Annotated in this window: 19 protein-coding genes and 1 tRNA gene; 5 read left to right on the forward strand and 15 right to left on the reverse strand. The window is 66.9% G+C overall.

What is annotated here, in order from left to right; genetic code table 11:
• Positions 1-19: 19 nt before the first annotated feature.
• Complete coding sequence (locus VEA98_RS00270; RefSeq protein ID WP_324809930.1) at positions 20-1087, reverse strand: PA0069 family radical SAM protein; 1068 nt, start codon at positions 1085-1087, stop codon at positions 20-22.
• A 128-nt stretch (positions 1088-1215) separates the two neighbouring features.
• Positions 1216-1300: transfer RNA gene (locus tag VEA98_RS00275), tRNA-Leu, on the reverse strand.
• An 809-nt stretch (positions 1301-2109) separates the two neighbouring features.
• Here VEA98_RS00275 and VEA98_RS00280 point away from each other — a divergent pair.
• Positions 2110-2313 carry a hypothetical protein gene (locus VEA98_RS00280; RefSeq protein WP_324809933.1) on the forward strand — a complete coding sequence of 68 codons (204 nt, stop codon included), beginning with the start codon at positions 2110-2112 and terminating at the stop codon, positions 2311-2313.
• A gap of 172 nt (positions 2314-2485) precedes the next feature.
• Positions 2486-2770: a hypothetical protein gene (locus VEA98_RS00285; protein WP_324809936.1), complete on the forward strand. Its 285-nt coding sequence runs from the start codon at positions 2486-2488 to the stop codon at positions 2768-2770.
• Positions 2771-2833: 63 nt separating this feature from the next.
• On the opposite strand, the gene VEA98_RS00290 is transcribed toward VEA98_RS00285, so the two are convergent.
• Both VEA98_RS00290 and VEA98_RS00295 read right to left on the reverse strand, forming a co-directional pair.
• Positions 2834-3097, reverse strand: coding sequence for a hypothetical protein (locus tag VEA98_RS00290; RefSeq protein ID WP_324809939.1), 264 nt, complete (start codon positions 3095-3097; stop codon positions 2834-2836).
• Positions 3098-3537: 440 nt separating this feature from the next.
• Entirely contained in the window at positions 3538-4140 is a 603-nt protein-coding gene (locus VEA98_RS00295) for a glycoside hydrolase family 19 protein (RefSeq protein WP_324809942.1), read from the reverse strand.
• A 48-nt stretch (positions 4141-4188) separates the two neighbouring features.
• On the opposite strand from VEA98_RS00295, the gene VEA98_RS00300 reads away from it, so the two are divergent.
• On the forward strand, positions 4189-4362 hold the full coding sequence (locus VEA98_RS00300) for a hypothetical protein (protein ID WP_324809944.1): 174 nt from the start codon (positions 4189-4191) through the stop codon (positions 4360-4362).
• Here the strand turns inward: VEA98_RS00300 and VEA98_RS00305 are convergent.
• Both VEA98_RS00305 and VEA98_RS00310 read right to left on the reverse strand, forming a co-directional pair.
• Positions 4359-4688: a hypothetical protein gene (locus tag VEA98_RS00305; protein ID WP_324809946.1), complete on the reverse strand. Its 330-nt coding sequence runs from the start codon at positions 4686-4688 to the stop codon at positions 4359-4361. The two genes, VEA98_RS00300 and VEA98_RS00305, sit on opposite strands and share 4 nt — an antisense overlap.
• On the reverse strand, positions 4685-5083 hold the full coding sequence (locus tag VEA98_RS00310; protein WP_324809948.1) for a hypothetical protein: 399 nt from the start codon (positions 5081-5083) through the stop codon (positions 4685-4687). The genes VEA98_RS00305 and VEA98_RS00310 overlap by 4 nt, the downstream gene beginning before the upstream one ends.
• 102 nt (positions 5084-5185) lie before the next feature.
• Here VEA98_RS00310 and VEA98_RS00315 point away from each other — a divergent pair, with 102 nt between their 5' ends.
• Both VEA98_RS00315 and VEA98_RS00320 read left to right on the forward strand, forming a co-directional pair.
• The gene (locus VEA98_RS00315) at positions 5186-5806 is read left to right on the forward strand and encodes an acetyltransferase (protein WP_324809950.1); all 621 of its coding nucleotides are present in this window, start codon (positions 5186-5188) and stop codon (positions 5804-5806) included.
• Positions 5806-6861: an acyltransferase gene (locus VEA98_RS00320; RefSeq protein WP_324809952.1), complete on the forward strand. Its 1056-nt coding sequence runs from the start codon at positions 5806-5808 to the stop codon at positions 6859-6861. The genes VEA98_RS00315 and VEA98_RS00320 overlap by 1 nt, the downstream gene beginning before the upstream one ends.
• Here the strand turns inward: VEA98_RS00320 and VEA98_RS00325 are convergent.
• The 9 genes from VEA98_RS00325 to VEA98_RS00365 are packed head-to-tail and all read right to left on the reverse strand — an operon-like array spanning position 6752 to position 16807.
• Positions 6752-9157, reverse strand: coding sequence for a hypothetical protein (locus VEA98_RS00325; RefSeq protein WP_324809955.1), 2406 nt, complete (start codon positions 9155-9157; stop codon positions 6752-6754). The two genes, VEA98_RS00320 and VEA98_RS00325, sit on opposite strands and share 110 nt — an antisense overlap.
• On the reverse strand, positions 9150-9560 hold the full coding sequence (locus VEA98_RS00330; protein WP_324809956.1) for a hypothetical protein: 411 nt from the start codon (positions 9558-9560) through the stop codon (positions 9150-9152). The genes VEA98_RS00325 and VEA98_RS00330 overlap by 8 nt, the downstream gene beginning before the upstream one ends.
• Positions 9561-9605: 45 nt before the next feature.
• Positions 9606-9782, reverse strand: a complete 177-nt coding sequence (locus VEA98_RS00335; RefSeq protein ID WP_324809958.1) for a hypothetical protein — start codon at positions 9780-9782, stop codon at positions 9606-9608.
• On the reverse strand, positions 9779-12667 hold the full coding sequence (locus VEA98_RS00340) for a hypothetical protein (RefSeq protein WP_324809960.1): 2889 nt from the start codon (positions 12665-12667) through the stop codon (positions 9779-9781). The genes VEA98_RS00335 and VEA98_RS00340 overlap by 4 nt, the downstream gene beginning before the upstream one ends.
• Complete coding sequence (locus VEA98_RS00345; protein ID WP_324809962.1) at positions 12667-13254, reverse strand: hypothetical protein; 588 nt, start codon at positions 13252-13254, stop codon at positions 12667-12669. Before VEA98_RS00345 ends, VEA98_RS00340 begins: the two co-directional genes overlap by 1 nt.
• On the reverse strand, positions 13251-15809 hold the full coding sequence (locus VEA98_RS00350) for a hypothetical protein (RefSeq protein ID WP_324809965.1): 2559 nt from the start codon (positions 15807-15809) through the stop codon (positions 13251-13253). Before VEA98_RS00350 ends, VEA98_RS00345 begins: the two co-directional genes overlap by 4 nt.
• Complete coding sequence (locus tag VEA98_RS00355; protein WP_324809967.1) at positions 15802-15930, reverse strand: hypothetical protein; 129 nt, start codon at positions 15928-15930, stop codon at positions 15802-15804. The genes VEA98_RS00350 and VEA98_RS00355 overlap by 8 nt, the downstream gene beginning before the upstream one ends.
• A gap of 38 nt (positions 15931-15968) precedes the next feature.
• Entirely contained in the window at positions 15969-16367 is a 399-nt protein-coding gene (locus VEA98_RS00360; protein ID WP_324809969.1) for a gene transfer agent family protein, read from the reverse strand.
• Complete coding sequence (locus VEA98_RS00365) at positions 16367-16807, reverse strand: phage tail tube protein (protein ID WP_324809972.1); 441 nt, start codon at positions 16805-16807, stop codon at positions 16367-16369. The genes VEA98_RS00360 and VEA98_RS00365 overlap by 1 nt, the downstream gene beginning before the upstream one ends.
• Positions 16808-16833: the final 26 nt, after the last annotated feature.

Raw genomic sequence — 16833 nt, forward strand, 5'->3', positions numbered from 1 at the left:
CCGCTCCGTGGCCGCCGCTTCAGGCGAACAGATCCAACTGTTTCTTCATCTCGGCGGGGACGCGGAACCGGCTCTCGTCCAGCGCATGCCTTGGCCCGTCCAGCCCATAGCGTTTCACCGCCGCCTTGAAGCGCGTGGCGATCAGTTCCGCCACCGGACCGGCGCCCTTCATCCTCTGGTTCCAGTCCGGATCGTAGTCGCGGCCGCCGCGCGTCTGGCGGATCAGCGACATCACCCGGGCGGCGCGGTCGGGTCGGGCGTCGGCCAGCCACTCGCGGAACAGGTCCTTGATTTCCAGCGGCAGGCGCAGCGTCACATACATGGCCGAGGTCGCGCCCGCCTTCGCCGCAGCCTCAAGCACCGCCTCCAGTTCGTGATCGTTCAGGCCCGGGATCACCGGCGCGAAGCCGACGCCGACCGGGCATCCCGCCTCGGCCAGCCGGCTGATCGCCTCCAGCCGCTTCGCCGGCGTCGAGGCGCGCGGCTCCATCGCCCGCGCCAGTCCCCGGTCCAGCGTCGTGATCGAGACATAGGCCGAGGCCAGCCCCTCGCGCCCCAACGGCCCGAGAATGTCGACGTCGCGCCCGATCAGCACCGACTTGGTGATGATGCTGAACGGATGCCGGAACCGCTGCAGCACCTCGAGGATCGACCGGGTCGATCTCAGCTCCCGCTCGACCGGCTGATACGGGTCCGTGTTGCCGCCTATGTGGATGCGCTTGCAGACATATCGCGGCTTGCAGAGCTCCTGCTCCAGCAGACGCGCGCCTTCGGGCTTGAAGAAGATCCGGCTCTCGAAATCCAGGCCCGGGGATAGGCCCATCCAGGCATGGGACGGACGGGCGTAGCAGTAGATGCAGCCATGTTCGCAGCCCTTGTAGGGGTTGATGGACCGGTCGAAACCGATGTCCGGACTGGTGTTCCGCGCGATGATCGTCCGGGCGTGCTCGGGCGTCAGGGTGGTGCGCAGGGGCGCCGCCTCGACATCGTCGCCTGTCCAGCCGTCGTCGAAGGCCTCCACGGTCTCCGGTTCGAACCGCCCGGTCGCATTCGACCGCGCCCCCCGTCCCTTCGCCGCTTCAGCCATGACGCGACGATAGCAGACGAAGAGAACAAAGCAAGAACAGTTGCGGCGATAAAAAAGCCCGCCGGGGAGGCGAGCGTCCTGCGCTCAAGCCGCGAGCGGCCGCGTCGCGACTACGCCTTCAAAAACAATGGTGCGGATGAGAGGACTCGAACCTCCACGCCTCGCGGCGCTGGAACCTAAATCCAGTGCGTCTACCAGTTCCGCCACATCCGCATTAGGTCTGGCGGGGCTTTAGACGGGGATTTGCGGGACGGCAAGGCGCAGGGAGGCGACGGTTTCCGATGGTTCGCGCGACGGCCGCGTCACATTTTCCCCCACAATACGTTCACGAGACGTTCTCTCAGGTCTATACCGCCGGGCCATGCCCGCCCGCTTCTCCATCACCCCGAGCCAAATCCCCCAGGGCTCGTACATCCTCGCCATATGCCAGCGCCCAGGCTGCGGTGGCCATCGCTACCTGAGCCGGGCGGTTATGATCGAACGCGCCGGCGACATCCCGCTGAACCGAATCGAGCGCCGGGTGCGCTGCGTCGAGCGGAAGACGCCACGGGGCCCGGCCTGCGGTGGGGCTATGGAGCTGGAGTGGGGCGCTGTCGGGTATGAGCAGCCAGAGGCGAGGGGCGGCTGGCCGAGGGGCAAGCCGCCTCATGAGCCATGACCTGATCCGGTGATCGCATGTCGATCACCCGGGAGCAGGTGGGGCATTGGATGCGGTGAGGGGCGACTTTCATGCAGGACGAGCGCGCTAGGGCTTGGCGCGTTCCCGGCGGGCTAGCTCCGCCTCCACCGCCTCCCGTATAAAGACGGCTCGCTTGTTCGGCCCCATGAGCGTGTCAATCCGCTCCACCATGCCTGTAGGCAGGCGAACGAGCGTCGGCTTCACACCTAGCGATGGTCTCCCCATGCGGGGCGCGATAGCCGGTATCGCTTTGTCGGGCAACGGCTGCATAAAAAGCGATATCTCTTATTGACGGGGTATCCGTTATCGCTTACATATCCGTTATCGCTTACGGAGACAAGCCATGATCACCATCAACGGACGCACCGACATATTCGCCGACATGGACTCGGTGGATTTCATCGAAACCCTTGCCTACGTCAGCCCGACCCTCGGGGAGTGGGCGCAAGAGATGCTGAAGGACGGCGGCCACACCGTTCAAGAGCTGGCGCAAAAGCTCCGCGACGCCTTCGTGATCGCCTCGCGCAAAGCGTCGGGTGACGCCTGATGGTCTGCCTCGACCACAAGTATGAGCCGGGCCCCTACGGGGTCTGCCGCCGGTGCGGGGGCGAAAGCCCCCGCCTTGAGGCGAAGAAAATCGCCAACGCCTTAGAGCCCGGACTCCAGCGGCTCGGCCAGCAGCTCTGGGCGCGCCACCCGAACAACCCGGAGCGCCAGCGTTGACCGCCGGCGCCTACATCGACGCGGCTCTGCGTGACGTGCTCCCTGAGGGCGTGCCGGCCTTCTTCACCGCCGTTGAAAGCGCGCACTGGCGGGGCCGCGGTCGGGGGCGCATCGCAGTTGGTCGTCTTCGAATGTTCGACGGTCAGCCCGCGACGGTTGAAGTCTGGTCGAGCGGGTTCTGCACCGGCCACCGCTTCACCGAAATGGCGGGCGGAGCCGCCAGCTACGAGGGCGCGCGATGGGTCAGGGTTGCGGACATAGAAAAGGCCCCACCGGCCTAAGCCAGTGGGGCCTCGTCAAGCAACCCGGAGGCTGCCTCAACTGGATAGGGTAGGGCCTGGTTCCTAGCCGGGCCAGAGGCGCTTGAACCACGGCTCGGGCGTCAGCGCCTGCCGGATGCTCTCCTGCTGGCGGTCGCAGGCGTCCACGATCTCGACCACGGCCCGCTTGTTCGCATTGGCGACATCGAGCCGGCCGGTCTGAGCGTCGGCGAAGGCAACCCAGGCGCCCGCCGTATCGTCTGCCGGGAGATCGGCGCCCGGAACGTCTCGGCGCAGGCTGTCAGGAACCAGCGGCCCGCATTGCACGGCAGCGAGGACTGTCGACATACGAGGGCCTCCGACACAGGCTCCGCAAGCCAGCATCAGAGACGTTGCCGACAGAAGCGTCAGCGCCGGGCGCAGAGAGGATTTCATCGCGGTTGGCTCCAGTGAGTTGATCGGATGCGGCCCGGGCGTCAGCGGCCTTCTCTGAGGCCCCCAGAGCGTCCACGGCAGCGGCTTGGCCCCCTTCGGCTACAATCTGGCCGGAGCGGGCTTTCTCGGCGTCAGCGGCGTTCCTGCGGCTCTCCGTGAGGGCGCAGTAGCCGAGCAGCAGCAGGACCGCGACACAGGCTGCGATCACCAGCCACGCGGCTCGAGACAGGGCCCGGAAAGGATTGGTCATCTGAATCTCCATTGGTCAGCCATCCACCCCGCCCCGATCACCGCAGCGACACACAGGGCGATGAAGAGCAGGCCGCAGATGGTGCGGACAGTGAAGCGGGGGGTCACAGGATCAGGCTCTTGGCGACGGCCGTCCGCACGATGCGGTCAGCCGCGCCGTTCGGCTGCCTGTCGCTCTTGGGGTTGCCGCGGTTGATGCCGTTGCCGATGGCGGTGCCTTCGTCGCGGTCCGCGTAGGCATTGAGGCCGTTCTGGTCCCAATACATGCAGGCCGTGAGGATGCCGATCGACGGGATGGCCATCAGCTCGGGATGGTTCTCGAAGTCGATCCCGCACTTTCGGCCATAGAAGCGCGCGTTCGCTCGCCCGGTCAGCTGGATTGGCCCGCGGCCCTTGTATCGCTTCCCGTCGCCCGGCTGGGTGTTGCCGAGGTCCGCCCGGCCTTCGTAGGCCTGACCGCTGGCGATCTCCTCCATGTAGCGGAAGCCGCCGGACTCGTGAGCGCACTGGCCCATGAAGTGCGCGAGGCGGAGGCCGGTATCGAGGATGCCGTAGGTCCGAAAGCGGACATTGGCCGCCATGCCGAGCTCGCCGGCGATGGACGGACTGGCGCCGAAGCGGGCGAACAGGGCTCGCAGCGTCCCAGCGCCGATGATCCCGTCGTCAGCGACGCCCAGGTTTCGTTGCAGCTTGCGAGCGTCGAGCATGGATCTTCTCCTGATTGTCGAGGTCTGCTCGCCGTGAGAGGCTGAGCTATGCCGTGGTCCGACCTGCCCGACCCCGTTCCGCCGCTGACGCCGAGCGAACGGGTACGCGCCGCCCTGTCCCGGCTGGGATGTGTCGGAGTGTCGGGCCTGCTGATCTTCCTGGTGATCCTCGCCATCGCGGGCGCGGCCTGGTTCGGGCCTTCGTCGGCTGTATCGGGTTAGGGCCGGGTCTGCTCGACCTGCACCGGGTCGGCAGGGGAGTTGGTCACCACCACCTCTTGAGGGCCAGGAGCGCTGCCGGTCGCCTGCGCTACGTCGACATCCCGTCTGTGTCGGCCCGCACTGATGATCTCGGCCGCCTTGCCGAGGAACAGCGTCCCGACGCCGAGGAAGTAGGCCCCGGCGAAGATCGCCCCGTCGTTACCGTTCTCGACCTTGCCGGCGATGAGGATGGTCGCATGGGACGCGGCATAGGCCGTCGTCATGATGGCGAAGGGTCGGGCGATCTCGCCGATGAAGTGGGCGATCGCGTCGAGGAAGGCCTTCATCCGCTCGCTCCTGTCTTGATCCCGAGCCCCGCCAGCCCGGCCATGAAGATGGCCACCAGCCACGGGGCGTATTTCGCGATCCAGCCGCCGACGCTCAGAGCGCCTGCCTGTCGGTCCCGCACGGTCTGAAGGTCGTTCACGTCCTTGGCCAGATCGCGAAGTTCCTTGCGGGTCTCGCGCAGCTGCGCCTTCAGGTCTTCCCCCTCCATGCGGATCACCTTCTCCCGGACCTCTTTCACGTCCGTCCGCACCTCCCGGACATCATGGGCCAGGTTCTGCAGGCTCTGGTTTGTCGCCGTCAGCGCGTCGCTGATCTGCCGTAGGGCGTGGATTTCGGCCATGCTGACAGCCTCCGGCTTCGCCACCGGCATCATGATCTCGTCGCCTGCTGACACTGGCGGCTCCTTGGACTGGGTGGGGCAGCCGAAATCGACTGGCAGTTTTTCGGTTGGCAGCGAATTGAGCGGGGCCTAGCTTCTTGGCCTGGAGGGTTGGCCATGACGGTTGCGATCTACGGCAGCGGCGGTTTCGGGCGAGAGTTGCTACCCTTCGCGGGACCGGAGCCCCTTTTCGTTTCCGATGACCCGGCCGAGATCGGCACATCAGTCGAAGGCGTGCGAGTTGTCCGCTTGCAGGACGTCGGCGACCGCCCAATCGTAATTGCGATAGCCGACGGCCAAATCCGCAGGAGGCTCGCTGCGCGGCTGCAGAACACCGGGCAACTGATCAGCCCGACCGCAATCATCGGGCCGGGCGTCGAGATCGGGGAGGGCGCCATCCTGTGTGCGTTCACGACGGTCACCGCATCCGCTCGGATCGGCCGGCACTTCCACGCCAACATCTACTCCTACGTCGCCCACGACTGTGTCGTCGGGGATTTCGTGACCGTTGGGCCCCGCGTCGGGATCAACGGCAACACCATCGTCGAAGACGACGTCTATATCGGGACGGGGGCGGTGCTGCGTCACGGCACCCGCGATCGCCCCCTCCGCATCGGCAAGGGCGCGGTCGTAGGAATGGGCGCCGTTGTCACAAGGGACGTTCCGCCCGGAACGACCGTCGTCGGCAATCCGGCCCGCCCGATGGTTCACCCGCCGGCCGCCCTGAGAGCTGTCTAGTGCAGGTCCAATCGAAGCTCGTTGAGCTTGAGGCTTTGCGAGGCTTCGCGGCCCTCTACGTCCTTCTGCACCACGCCCTCCCGCTGGAGGCGATCCATCCCTTCGTGGCGTTGCCGTTCCGGTTTGGCCAAGAGGCCGTGATCTTGTTCTTCCTGGTGTCCGGCTACGTCATCCATCGGTCGTGGCCCGGAGCGCTCCGGAAGTACGCGATCGCCCGGGTGCTCCGCATCTATCCGATCTTCTTCTTCGCCTTGGCCCTATCCTACGCCTGCGCGTCGGTGTCCGCTGGCGCGTTGCTGCCGCCCGACCTGGCTTCGCTGGCAGGCAACCTGCTTATGCTCCAGGATCGGGCCAGAGAGGGCGGCATCGTCACCCCCTATATGGGCAACGCGCCGCTGTGGTCGCTGTCCTACGAGGTGTTCTTCTACGTCGCCTACGCGGCCGCCATGCGAACAGGACGGCCTCATGCGGTGGCGCTCGTCGCGTCCAGCGTCGGTCTCGCGGCTATGCTCCTGCTTCCGTTTCAGGGCTTCCGCTTCCTCGCCTATTTCATGGTCTGGTGGATCGGCGTCGGATTCGCGGAGGCTGAGCGGGGGAACCGCAATCCTCTGCTCGCAGCGCTAGTCTGCGCCACAGGGGCAACGGTCGCCTTCGCGCTGCATCTGCGGCCCGTTTCCAGCACGGTCGACTTCCCGGTGTTGGAACTGCGCCACTTCGGAGCGGCACTCCTCTTCTCAGCGGCGGCGTTGACATGGCAGCGCATTGGCCGGTCCGCGCCCGGGTGGTTTTTCGCGCCGTTCGTGGCGATCGCCCCCATATCTTACGGGCTTTACGCTGTTCACTATCCCTTGCTGACCTCGGGCCTAACCCCAGCAGCGGCGGTCGCCGCCGCGTTCCTGCTGGCCGTTGTCATCGAGCGCATCTCAGGGCGCCTCACCGGGCGGCTCAGAGGGTCGAGTAGCCAGTCAGCACCCAAGCCGAGCCGTTATACGTCACCTCGCAGCGCGACCCCGCGGCGAGGGCTTTCAGCGGTCCCGTCCCGACGTTCAGATTGAACGCGCCCGTCGCCGCTGCCGTGCGCACGATGACGAACTTGGCCCCCTCGACCGCCCCCGTAGTCGAGAGCGTCACCGCCCGGTCCGCGGTCAGCGGCGTGTTCCAGATCTGAGTGACCTTGGACGAGTTGACGGTGAGGGTCGCCGCCGAGTTGCCCACATCCGCGACCACACCGCCCCTCTCACCGTCGGGAATCCACGTCGCGCCGCGCATCCAGCCCGGGGCCTCCGCGTTGGTCGGGTCGACGTTCATGACCTTGAGGCCGAACGGGTAGGAGTTGCCGGTGCCGGGCGTGGTATCCGCGGGCTCGGTCGGAAGCTGTGTCGCCAGCGGCTGATCGGTGTCGATCATCGGGGCTACCGCGATGCTGTTGACCGTCGACACGCCGATTCCGGTGACGACCTCGGGATCGTAGCAAACACCCATGTCCGCCCCGATGGGGGCGAAGAACTCTACCTTTTTGAAATCTGCGGCGGCGGTCCCGCCAGCGACGCCCAGGATCACATAGGCCACGTCAGGGCCGAACAGCACCTCGGCCTCATTGCTGATGACCGTCAGGTCGGCACCCTGGCGGAACAGGCCGTTGGAGGCGTTAAACGCGAGGGAGCAATCCTCGGCGTCCTCCAGCCGGTTGAAGCTGGCGTCGTAGCAGACGGCCGCAATGCGTCCGCCGGCCGTCGTCGTGTGCACCTTGACCGTGATGCGGCGGTTGTAGTCCTCGCCCGCCGTTCGCAGGTCGAAGAGCATCCCGAAAATGACCTTCTGGCCGGTCGAAACGACGACAGAGCCGTGTTTCAGGCTGACCGTGGCGTTGTGGAACACCAGCTTGTAAGTCGGCTCCGCGACGTAGATGCAGCCCCGGGCAGGCTTGGTGGTCAGAAGGGTCGCCGAAGGCGTCTGGCCGACGACATGCCGGCGCCCAACCTCTCCGATCTTGACGGGTTCGCCCCAGCCGTAAGGGCCGTCGCGACTGAAGTCGAAGGTGTTGGCCATTAGCCGAAGCCGGGCCGCCCCGTTATCAGGCTTGAGCGCGGCCGTGGCCAGCGTCGCGCCGGCGATCGCGGTGTAGGACAGACCGAAATAGAATGAGGTGATGCCGTCACCGGAGATCAGCTTGTCAGGGTTTTCCCACCGCATTCCGTAGAACATGCAGTTGCGCGCAATGGTCGTTTCGCCGTCGGGCGAGTAGCCGTTGATGAGCACGGCGTCTCCGGCGCCCGCGTTGCTCATCTCGAACGACGGGCCCCAGAACTTGTGGCTGTTGATGACGAAGCCGCCCGCGTCCTTGCGGAACTGGACCCCAATCACGTCGTCGGCGGACGACAGCGGGCTCTGCCATTCTCCTGCGTACCAATTGCTCTCATTGATCGCGCTGCCGTTCTTGGCCCAGATGCGAACACCGATCTGGGCCCGGTTGATCCGCTTGAGATAGAAACTGTTGTAGTGGGTCGCGGACCCTGCTGCGTAGTGGTCCACCCCCAGATAGAAGCTATCGACCGAAATCCACGCGACGTGGTTCGAGCAGTTGCGGAACACGACGCCGGCGAACTGATCAGTATAGTCGGGTTCGGCCCGCTCGATGTTAATGATGCTGGGCACCACCATGTCCCGAGCCGGGATCACCCGCGCTCCAGGCTCGCCGAACACCAGCGCGTCCTCGCCGCCGCCAGTGAACGTCATGACGCCGTGCACCACCAGCGGCGACAGGGCCTCGCTCGTCACCTGACCGTCAAAATAGACGTTGCCGGGGATGCGGCCGCCGATGCCGCCGCCCTCTTCCTGGCAGCAATCGAACACGTCTTGCAGCTTGCCGGTGTTCGACGCCGCTGCGCTGAGCGTGTCGAGCTTAATCCCGAACGGGCGGCAGTCCATCAAGCCGTCGGTAACCTGCTTCCAACGCCGAGTGTTGACGTTGGTGGTGATGTGCCATGGCTTGTCCACCGCCCCGAAGTCGATCTCCGTCATGGGGACGGGGGGGTGGTCGCCGGCGACCGTATGGCCCTGAAGGGTGATCGAGGTCACCGCCTCGGCGATGTCGGACCCCTCGGCTGAGGCGCGGGTCGCATAGATCGGGACGTTGACCCCGGACACCTGCGCCGCGTCGGCGGCGTAGCCCTGGGCGAGGTCGCGGGCATCCTCGGCGGCTTCTGCCGCCGGTTCTGCCCGGTCGGCAGCAGCCTCCGCGCGCTCGGCGAACGGCAACGCCGCTGCAGCCGCGAGCGCGGCCACCAGCGCCCCGCCGGCGACCGACACCCTCACCTGATTGTCGACAACCCTGAGAACACGATCAGCCATTTTGTGTTGCGCCCGCCCTGACGGTGAAAGAGCCCTCCATCCAGCGAACCTTGCCGAGGCCGGTGCTGGTGATGTGGAGGTCGTAGACGAGGGCCACGTCCTTGCCGGCCCCGGCGGAGCCGAGGAGGAGTGTCTCCAGCGTCGTCTCGTTGATCCTGATCTGGACGGAGGAGACGACCGTCTCGACGCCCTCCACGTCGACCGTGGCGACGCTCACCGAAATCCCCTCGGCGTTAGATGCCGCGTTCTCCAGCGCGACCAGCGGGTCACCCGGCGCATCCCGATAGAGCCGGATGTGCATGGCGAATGTCGCGGCCGAGAAGTCGAACCCCTCGATGGCCGTGATGTCGACGAACGGGCTCCACCGCTGGGCGACGAGATCGACTCGTGCAGGCGTGATCATTCGGCCCCTCGCGTGGCTTGTTTCATGGCGGGTTGTCCGGGGTGGTCAGAGCGGCGCGGGGGCGCCGTCGATGATCTTGTGGGTCGTGTCGTCGCCGGTGAAGTCTGCCGGCAGGGGAAGGACCGCCAAGCCCTCGCGGGCCTGAAGATCGGCGACACGCTCCGAGCAGGTCAGGATTGCCTTCATTTGCCCCGTCGAGGGGTCGTAGAGCGCAAACTTCATGGCTTGGTCGCCGTCACCGCGCGGGCGTAGCGCTGGCTGATCGTGATGTCGTCCGCGCCGGCTGGCGTCTGGGCGTAGAGGTCCCAGGTGTAGGTGCCTGCGCCTGGCGTATCGGTGGCGAACACGGAGAGGAAGCCCGGGGCCAGAATGTAGCGCCGGGCTCCGGCCGCTCCGGTGATGTCCGCTCCATCGACCCGGACGCTTACCGAGACCGGCGACGCCTCGCCCTGCCTCAGCCAGTAGCCGAGGATGAAGGGCTGAATGCTGTCCGTCAGCTGGCTGAAGCTATACTGGCCGTTCAGATCTACCGCTTCGCCATCCACGACCGTCAGGGTGATGCTCTGGACCACAGTCGGGGTGTCGGCCACGACCGTTGTTCCGCCCGTCGTGGTCAGCGAGACGACCTGATTGGCCGCGCCGTCGTCCAGTGCCGGGGTCTTCACGATGCCCTCGGCAAGGGCCCCGCTTTCGGCGATGATCGCCGCGCCGACCTTCAGGGTGGTGAATGACGACACGCCTTCGACAAGATCGTCCACCGCCTGAATGGCGTCGCCCGCGCCCCGGGTGTCCGAGACCGTCGGCCCGTCTCCACCCCAGCCAGCGGGGGGCGTTGGGGGCTCCGGGTAGTCTCCCCCGCTGTCCGGCGTCGCCTGCCAGCCGATGAACACCCAGCTGTCATCCAGCATATGCGTCAGGGCCAGTGACGGCTCAGCCTCATAGGTCGAGCCGTCCTTGCCGAAGACCCCGTAGAGCACCCCTCCCGTCAGCCCCGTGATGGTCCCTGCGCTGAACTCTTCGGGCGGGGCATTGTTGAAGAACGCCTTGTGCTCAAGGATCGATATTTCCGTCTCGGTCGCGCTGGTCGGGAAGTCGACGTCCGCCGTTTCATCCCATGTCGTGCGGCGGACCGGGAAGCGGGCGAGCTCATGACGCACCGGCGGGGTCGAGGGCGTTCCGACTCCCGGCGCTGTGCCGGTCTGCGCCAGAGCCGCCGCGACCTTGGCGTCCGTCTCCTCGCGGAACTCGATCTTGACCGTGCAGTCCGACGGGGACCAGGTGCGCTTGCGGACCCGCACCTTCACCCCGTCGAGCAGGTATTCCGGCTCGGCCCAATCGAAGGCGTGGCCGGGCTCCAGCTGCATCATCCACGGCTTGAAGAGAACGTCGGCGGCGATCTTCTCGCGGGCGTTGGCCATCTCGAGATAGACCAGCTGCGCCGCCTGATCCTTGTCGGGGACGAAGCGGTAGGAATAACCCTCCGTGTGCCGGCCGCCGTCTTCCTCAACCCAGTCCGGGTTGGTGATCGCCTCGACTGGGGCCTGCTCCCAGCGGTGATCCTCGCTCAGGAAGTCGGCGATCCCGGTGTTCTTGCGGTCCAGCCGGGAGGGGGCGAGCGAGAAGACCGGGGGCTTGGCCGTGTCCGAGCCCGTCGCGGTCAACACGCTCGACACCACGGCCCCGTTCGAGATGCATGAGATCATCCCGCACTTGCGCGCCCGCTCTGCGCCCGAAGCCTTGAGCAGATCTTCGAGCACGTCGTTCTTGTCCTCGTCGGAGAACGGGACACCGCCGGCCTTCCATCCGTTTGCGTCCGCGATGTCGGCGCAGGCGGTGAAGGCATCGACGTCGATGGTCTCCAAGGGAGCTGCGATGCCCCCAACAGGCCAGCAGGCGTAGGGGACGCCGTAGGTGACAGGCGAGCCCTCGCTTGGCCCCTCCCAGCGCCCGATGGTCCAGTTCAGGGCGGCGATGCAGCCCTCGTCCATCCACGGCCAGGTCGACGGGTCCGACAGGTCCGACGCTTCGTCGCGCGGGTCATGGCCGAACAGGCCCTCGCCGGTGATGACAACCTTCGGGATGCCGCCGCGATACTCGCCCTTCTTCGAGTTCTCCTTGCCGGTCCACATGAAGGCAGGGCGGCCAGACAGCTTGTGATCCGTCGTCCAGCCCGGGGCGGGGCTTCCCTCGGCGTTCGTGCCGACCGGGCTGGTGAGCGCCGCCGAGGGCTGGTCCCCCAGCAGGTAGGAGAACCACATCTCCCCGGCATGGGCGCCATTGGTCGCCCTGTCCTCGCTGTCGAAGGTGGTCGCCTCGTCGTCGAAGGAGACGCCCAGGACGCTCTTGATCGGCCCTGAGGCGCCGAATGTCGCCGCCAGCGACTGATACCGGTTCGTTGGCCCATAGCCGACGCGATAGCGCACCGTCCCGCCGAAGCCGAAACGGCCGATGGGGAAGGCCAGCGGCGCGTTCGGCTCATAGCTGAACTGGATTGCCTTGTTATCCTCGTCGCCGGCTCTGCCGGTCAGGACGCCGATGGCGTTCCGCGGCTCGTCCTCGCGCCAGTAGGTCCACTTGGTCCCTTCGGTCGCGTATTCGTCGCCCCGCTCGCCGGGCCAGATCAGCTTGCGGAGGGCATTGGTCTGGCGCTGTTCCTCGTTCGGTTGGAGCCCCCGGGCGTCCCCGGTGATGATGTCGTATTCCAGCTTGCGGGTCTTGCCGGTGATGAGGCGGGGCTGATCCAGTTCGCCAAGCCACAGCCGGTAAGGCTCATTGACCAGCGCGCCCGTCGCCGGGTTCTTCGCCGCCAGATGGATCGTGACCCAGCCGCCCTGCGCATCCGAAGCCGCCAGCGCCGCCAGCGAACTCAGGTCGGGCGGGATGATCCGGATCGACACCGGGGAAGCGTCGTCGTCGACCCCATCCGTGATGTCGCTGATCGAGTCCAGCACGCCATAGGTGGCGTCGCGCGACTTGTAGAGGTCCGACCCCCACTTCACGAAGCCGCGCTCCAGCATCCAGCGGATTGTGTGGTCCGGCAGGGTTACCGTCACCAGGTGGACGATGGGCCAGCCTGCCCTCAAGGCGGCGATCAGGTCGGCGTGCATCAGCCTTCCTCGACCACGAAGCTGTCAGTCGTGACCGCCGCCAGAAGGCCAGAGGTCTGGTCGCCCTCATCGACGATCAGCCCCTCGATGAAGGGCTCGGCGAGCTCGATCACGTCGTCATCGTCTGGGGCCAGCCACAGGGAGGGCCAGAAGCTGACCGTCGCCGCCCCGGTCGCGTCCGCAATGGTTTCCGCCGTCACGATGTGCGCGCTCGGCCCGTCCGGAGTCTCGACCGTGAAGAACCAGCCCTTGCGGATGACATAGTGCGGCGTGAGCCCGTCCAGGATCAGCGACGTGCCCGCCTGATCGGCCCCATTGACCAGCGGGGAGCCCGGCGCGCCCTTGTCGACACCCGGCTCGGGGATCGGAACCCGGATGCGCTCGCCCATGCCCCGGGCGAGGTCCGCCAGCAGCTCACGCCCGCAGACGGTCTCCAGCGCCCCTACATCGACCTCGACGGCGAAGTGATCGCCGGCGCGGTTCAGCGGGGTCAGCGACCCATTGCCGGACCGTTGGGTTTCCGAAGCCCTGACGAAGCGGAGACCATATCCGGCCCCGCGAGGCAGGCGGGGGAGGGTGATCGTCACTTGCGCCGGCTCCCCGTCTTGAACTTGTGGCGGCGGTCGCGCACGGCGTTGACCTCCGAGGCGAAGTTGCGGCGCTGCTCATCCAGCGCCCGCTCCAGACGCCTCACCGCAGCCATGTCGGCGCCGCGTGCGTCGATCACCGGAGCGAAGGTCACCGAGGAGCCACCGCCACGCGCTCCGAGAGCGGGAACGCTCGCCGTCGCCGCATTGACGCGGCCGACCAGTCCGCCGTCGGCGAAGGCCGGGAGCATCTTGCTCAGGTCCGCGCCACGGTTGGCCGCCTCAAGGAACGGCCGGTTTTGCGGCCGAGCGCCCCGGGCGTTGACCATGAACTCGCCGTTGGAGCCCCACACCAAAACCTTGTCGTCGCGCGGCCCGCCGGGACCGACGACGGGGCCGCCGTCCTTCAGGCCGGCGATGGCGGCGATATTGGACGCCGTGGCGGCAGTCGTGACGGCCACGGCCGGCAGGTTCAGCGGGAAGGGCGCGCTCGCCCATGCCTTCTGAATGGCCAGGAACCCGTCGATGGTCGCCTGAGTGAGGGCGGCGGCCTTGCCGATGGCGGCCAGCTCCTTGATTGAGCTGTTCTGAAGCCCCGCCAGCGTGTCGAGCATTCCGCGCTCGCGGGCGATGCGCTTCTCGAAATACATCGCGTCGATTTCGGCCTTGGCCTCCATCGCCTGCTGGTGGTTCAGCACCCCTTCCTGTTCGAGCTCGGCGACGTAGCCGAGCGCCTCTTCGTACTCCGCCGGATCGAAGGCGGCGTCCGCGATGCCCTCCGCTACGTCGCGGCCAACCCGGGCGCCGGGCGACTCCGCATCCATGGCGCCGTAGCGCGACTGCCGTCCCCGGTCCCCCTCGGCCAGACGACGCGCCCGCTCCTCATCGTCGATGTTCGGGTCGTTCTCCAGGTCCGCCTTCTGGCGGTCCCGCTCCATCTTGAGGGTCTGGGCGAGGATGCGCTTCTCGACCTCGTGACGGTCTCTCGCCGTGAGGGCCAGGTCGCGCTCGATCCCCAGATGCTCAAGGAGGATCTGCGCCGCCTGTTCCTCGATCTGGAGGCGATACTCCTCAAGGTCCTGCCGCTCGCGCCAGTTGATGCGGCTTTCCTCAAGCCCGCGCAGTTCCTCCTGCTTCGCGCGCAGCTGCTCCGCTTCGGTCTTGGACAGTCCGCGCAGCCCGTTCGACGCGATGTATTCCCGCTCGGCCGCCGCGATCTCGCGCAGGTTCGCCTCATGCTCGGCGTTCAGCTGCGCGATCTTGTTCCCGGCGTCGCTGCTGATCGATTCGAACTCGTGATCGTAGGCGCGCAGCAACTCCATCTGCACGCGGTCGAGCTGCTTCTCGAACTGTTCCTGCCGTCGGGCGCGTTGCTCGGCTTCCCGGTTTCCACGGCCGCCGCCACGGGCCGCGGGCGGGGTGAGCCTGCCGCCCCCGCCGCGGGGGTCCGCAAAGATCGCGCGCATGTCGGCTGCGGTGACAGGCGAGGGGTCCGCGAGGCTGTCGCCGGCCGCGCCGCGCGGCCCATTGATCAGCCGGTTCCCCGCACGGAAGGCGCCCCGGACCAGCCCGTCCGCCGTGCCCATGCGGGCCGCCTCGACGAACCCGGAGCCGGTCATGCGCTTGAACTGCGCCGACTTCTCCATGAAGTCATTCAGGGCATTGAGCGCGTCCGCGATGACCTGGACGAAGCCGACCACCTCGTCTGACAACTCGATAAAGGCCGAAGTCAGCTGGACCTTGATGACCTGCGAGAGCGTCTCGAACTGCTGGTTGGCGTCCGCGCCCTTCTTGACCAGCTCGGCATCCATGACGATGCCCATGTCCCGCGCCTTCTGGCGCAGGTTGTCCATCTCGTCCGCCCCTTCGCGGAGCAGGGGGAGCATGTCGCCGAGGCCCAGCTTCTCCGCGACCGCCGCGCGCTCTGACTCCTTGGCGAGTTCGCTGATCCTGCGGGACACCTCCGGGATCGCGTCCTCGAAGCTGCTCCAGCTGTCGAGGGTTTCCTTGCTTATGCCGAGGGCGTTGAACCCCTTGAGCGCCCGCGGGGAAAGGCCGGATTGCGCCTGACCGAGCACCTCGTTGAACTTCTCGATGGCCGCGTCCGCGTTGGCCGCCTCGCCGCCGACTTCCGTCATGGCGAAGCGGAACTCTTGAAGTGCGCTGGTCCCGACGTTCAGCTTCTGCGCCGCGTCATCAATCTCATCGGCGAACCGCATCGCCGCGATGGTCTGCTGCGTCGCCACCGCCAGCGCGGCCACCCCGGCGGCAGCAGCGAGGCCCGCCACGCCAAGCGGCTCCAGCGCCGAGCCGAAGATGCGAAGATGGCCCGCGCCGGCCTGGATCGTGGCCATGCGGCTGTCGTTGAAGACGTTGCCCATCGCCTTGCCGACGCGGCCGTATTTGGCCTCCAGTTGGCGCGTGAAGGTGTCCGCGTCCTTCTTGATCTTCGCCGCCGCGCCGTAGTGGCTGCGGATGACCTTGTTGAGCTTCTCGTCGAGCTTCTGGAAGTTGGCGTCCCACACCGTAGTGAGGCGAGCGATCTCTTCAGCCATCCAACCGCCCCAGTGCTACCGCTCGCTCGAAGTCTTCATCGGACGGCGCATTGGGCGCGTCCTTCACGCCATTGGCGCGCTTCCCGCCGACCCACGACTGGCTGAGGTCCCAGAGGCTCATCTCCCGGACCTGTTGGGGCGTGAACCCAATGGCCGCCCCTAACTGGTAGTACCGGCCGAACCGGATTTTGCGGCGGGGGAGGCCGTCTTCCTCCGCCGCCGCTTCGGCTTTTCCGAGTCGTCGGCCTCGTCAGGAGCCCCAGCCATGGCGGCGAACAGAATCGCGCGGCAGTGATCCCGCCACTGGATCAGCTGTCCCTCGCTGGCATTGCGCTCGACCAGCAGGGCCGCGACGCCCACTTGCTCCCCGGCGCCGATCAGGCCGAGGCGGAGCGTCTGCTGAACGTCCGCCACCCGCCAGCGGGGAGAGCCGAGCCGGTTGAAGATTTCCTCCGGCCCGGCGTCCGTCCGCTCCTGCAGTTCCTCCAGTTGGGCGATGCCCAGCCGGAAGTCGCGCGGTTCGTCGAAGACCAGCCTGACCTTCGCCGTCCGGCTCATTACGAGACCGCCGAGACGGTCGGCGCGTCGGCCTGTTCGAGGGTCACCGAGACCTCGGCGTTGGTCTTGGGCGTGCCGTTCACGCTGAAGGCGGTCAGCAGGTAGGAGCCGGCGACCTGCCACTTGCCGGTGACGTTGTGTTTGACGCGGATGTTCTTCGGCTCGCCGGAGACCAGCCAGTCCATCCAGGTCTTCACCGACGAGGAGTGCATCTTGCCGGCGCCCGTGATCGAGCTGTCGATCGCATCGACGGCCCGCATGGTCCTGCTCGGAAGGCTCGGGTCGGTGCAGTCCGGCACGGTGTTGGTGATCGTCGAGGCAGTGAGGCTGATGCCCCGGTCGCCGTTGATCAGGCAGTCGTGGGCGAAGACCTCGGGAGAGGCTCCGTCGCTGATCTGCACGAGGATGTTTTCGCCATTGGCGACGTCAACGAAGGACATAGCAGTAGCCTTTCTCTGTAGGCAGG

The sequence above is a fragment of the Brevundimonas sp. genome (assembly GCF_035627055.1).
GTDB lineage: Bacteria > Pseudomonadota > Alphaproteobacteria > Caulobacterales > Caulobacteraceae > Brevundimonas.

Excerpts from the sequence above, each read along its gene's own strand:
- VEA98_RS00305 (WP_324809946.1), bottom strand. The coding sequence starts at position 4,688 with ATGAAGGCCTTCCTCGACGCGATCGCCCACTTCATCGGCGAGATCGCC.
- VEA98_RS00335 (WP_324809958.1), bottom strand. The coding sequence starts at position 9,782 with ATGAAGTTTGCGCTCTACGACCCCTCGACGGGGCAAATGAAGGCAATC.
- VEA98_RS00270 (WP_324809930.1), bottom strand. The coding sequence starts at position 1,087 with ATGGCTGAAGCGGCGAAGGGACGGGGGGCGCGGTCGAATGCGACCGGG.
- VEA98_RS00290 (WP_324809939.1), bottom strand. The coding sequence starts at position 3,097 with ATGTCGACAGTCCTCGCTGCCGTGCAATGCGGGCCGCTGGTTCCTGAC.
- VEA98_RS00365 (WP_324809972.1), bottom strand. The coding sequence starts at position 16,807 with ATGTCCTTCGTTGACGTCGCCAATGGCGAAAACATCCTCGTGCAGATC.
- VEA98_RS00280 (WP_324809933.1), top strand. The coding sequence starts at position 2,110 with ATGATCACCATCAACGGACGCACCGACATATTCGCCGACATGGACTCG.
- VEA98_RS00325 (WP_324809955.1), bottom strand. The coding sequence starts at position 9,157 with ATGGCTGATCGTGTTCTCAGGGTTGTCGACAATCAGGTGAGGGTGTCG.
- VEA98_RS00355 (WP_324809967.1), bottom strand. The coding sequence starts at position 15,930 with ATGAGCCTCTGGGACCTCAGCCAGTCGTGGGTCGGCGGGAAGCGCGCC.
- VEA98_RS00350 (WP_324809965.1), bottom strand. The coding sequence starts at position 15,809 with ATGGCTGAAGAGATCGCTCGCCTCACTACGGTGTGGGACGCCAACTTC.
- VEA98_RS00360 (WP_324809969.1), bottom strand. The coding sequence starts at position 16,367 with ATGAGCCGGACGGCGAAGGTCAGGCTGGTCTTCGACGAACCGCGCGAC.
- VEA98_RS00340 (WP_324809960.1), bottom strand. The coding sequence starts at position 12,667 with ATGCACGCCGACCTGATCGCCGCCTTGAGGGCAGGCTGGCCCATCGTC.
- VEA98_RS00315 (WP_324809950.1), top strand. The coding sequence starts at position 5,186 with ATGACGGTTGCGATCTACGGCAGCGGCGGTTTCGGGCGAGAGTTGCTA.
- VEA98_RS00330 (WP_324809956.1), bottom strand. The coding sequence starts at position 9,560 with ATGATCACGCCTGCACGAGTCGATCTCGTCGCCCAGCGGTGGAGCCCG.
- VEA98_RS00300 (WP_324809944.1), top strand. The coding sequence starts at position 4,189 with ATGCCGTGGTCCGACCTGCCCGACCCCGTTCCGCCGCTGACGCCGAGC.
- VEA98_RS00295 (WP_324809942.1), bottom strand. The coding sequence starts at position 4,140 with ATGCTCGACGCTCGCAAGCTGCAACGAAACCTGGGCGTCGCTGACGAC.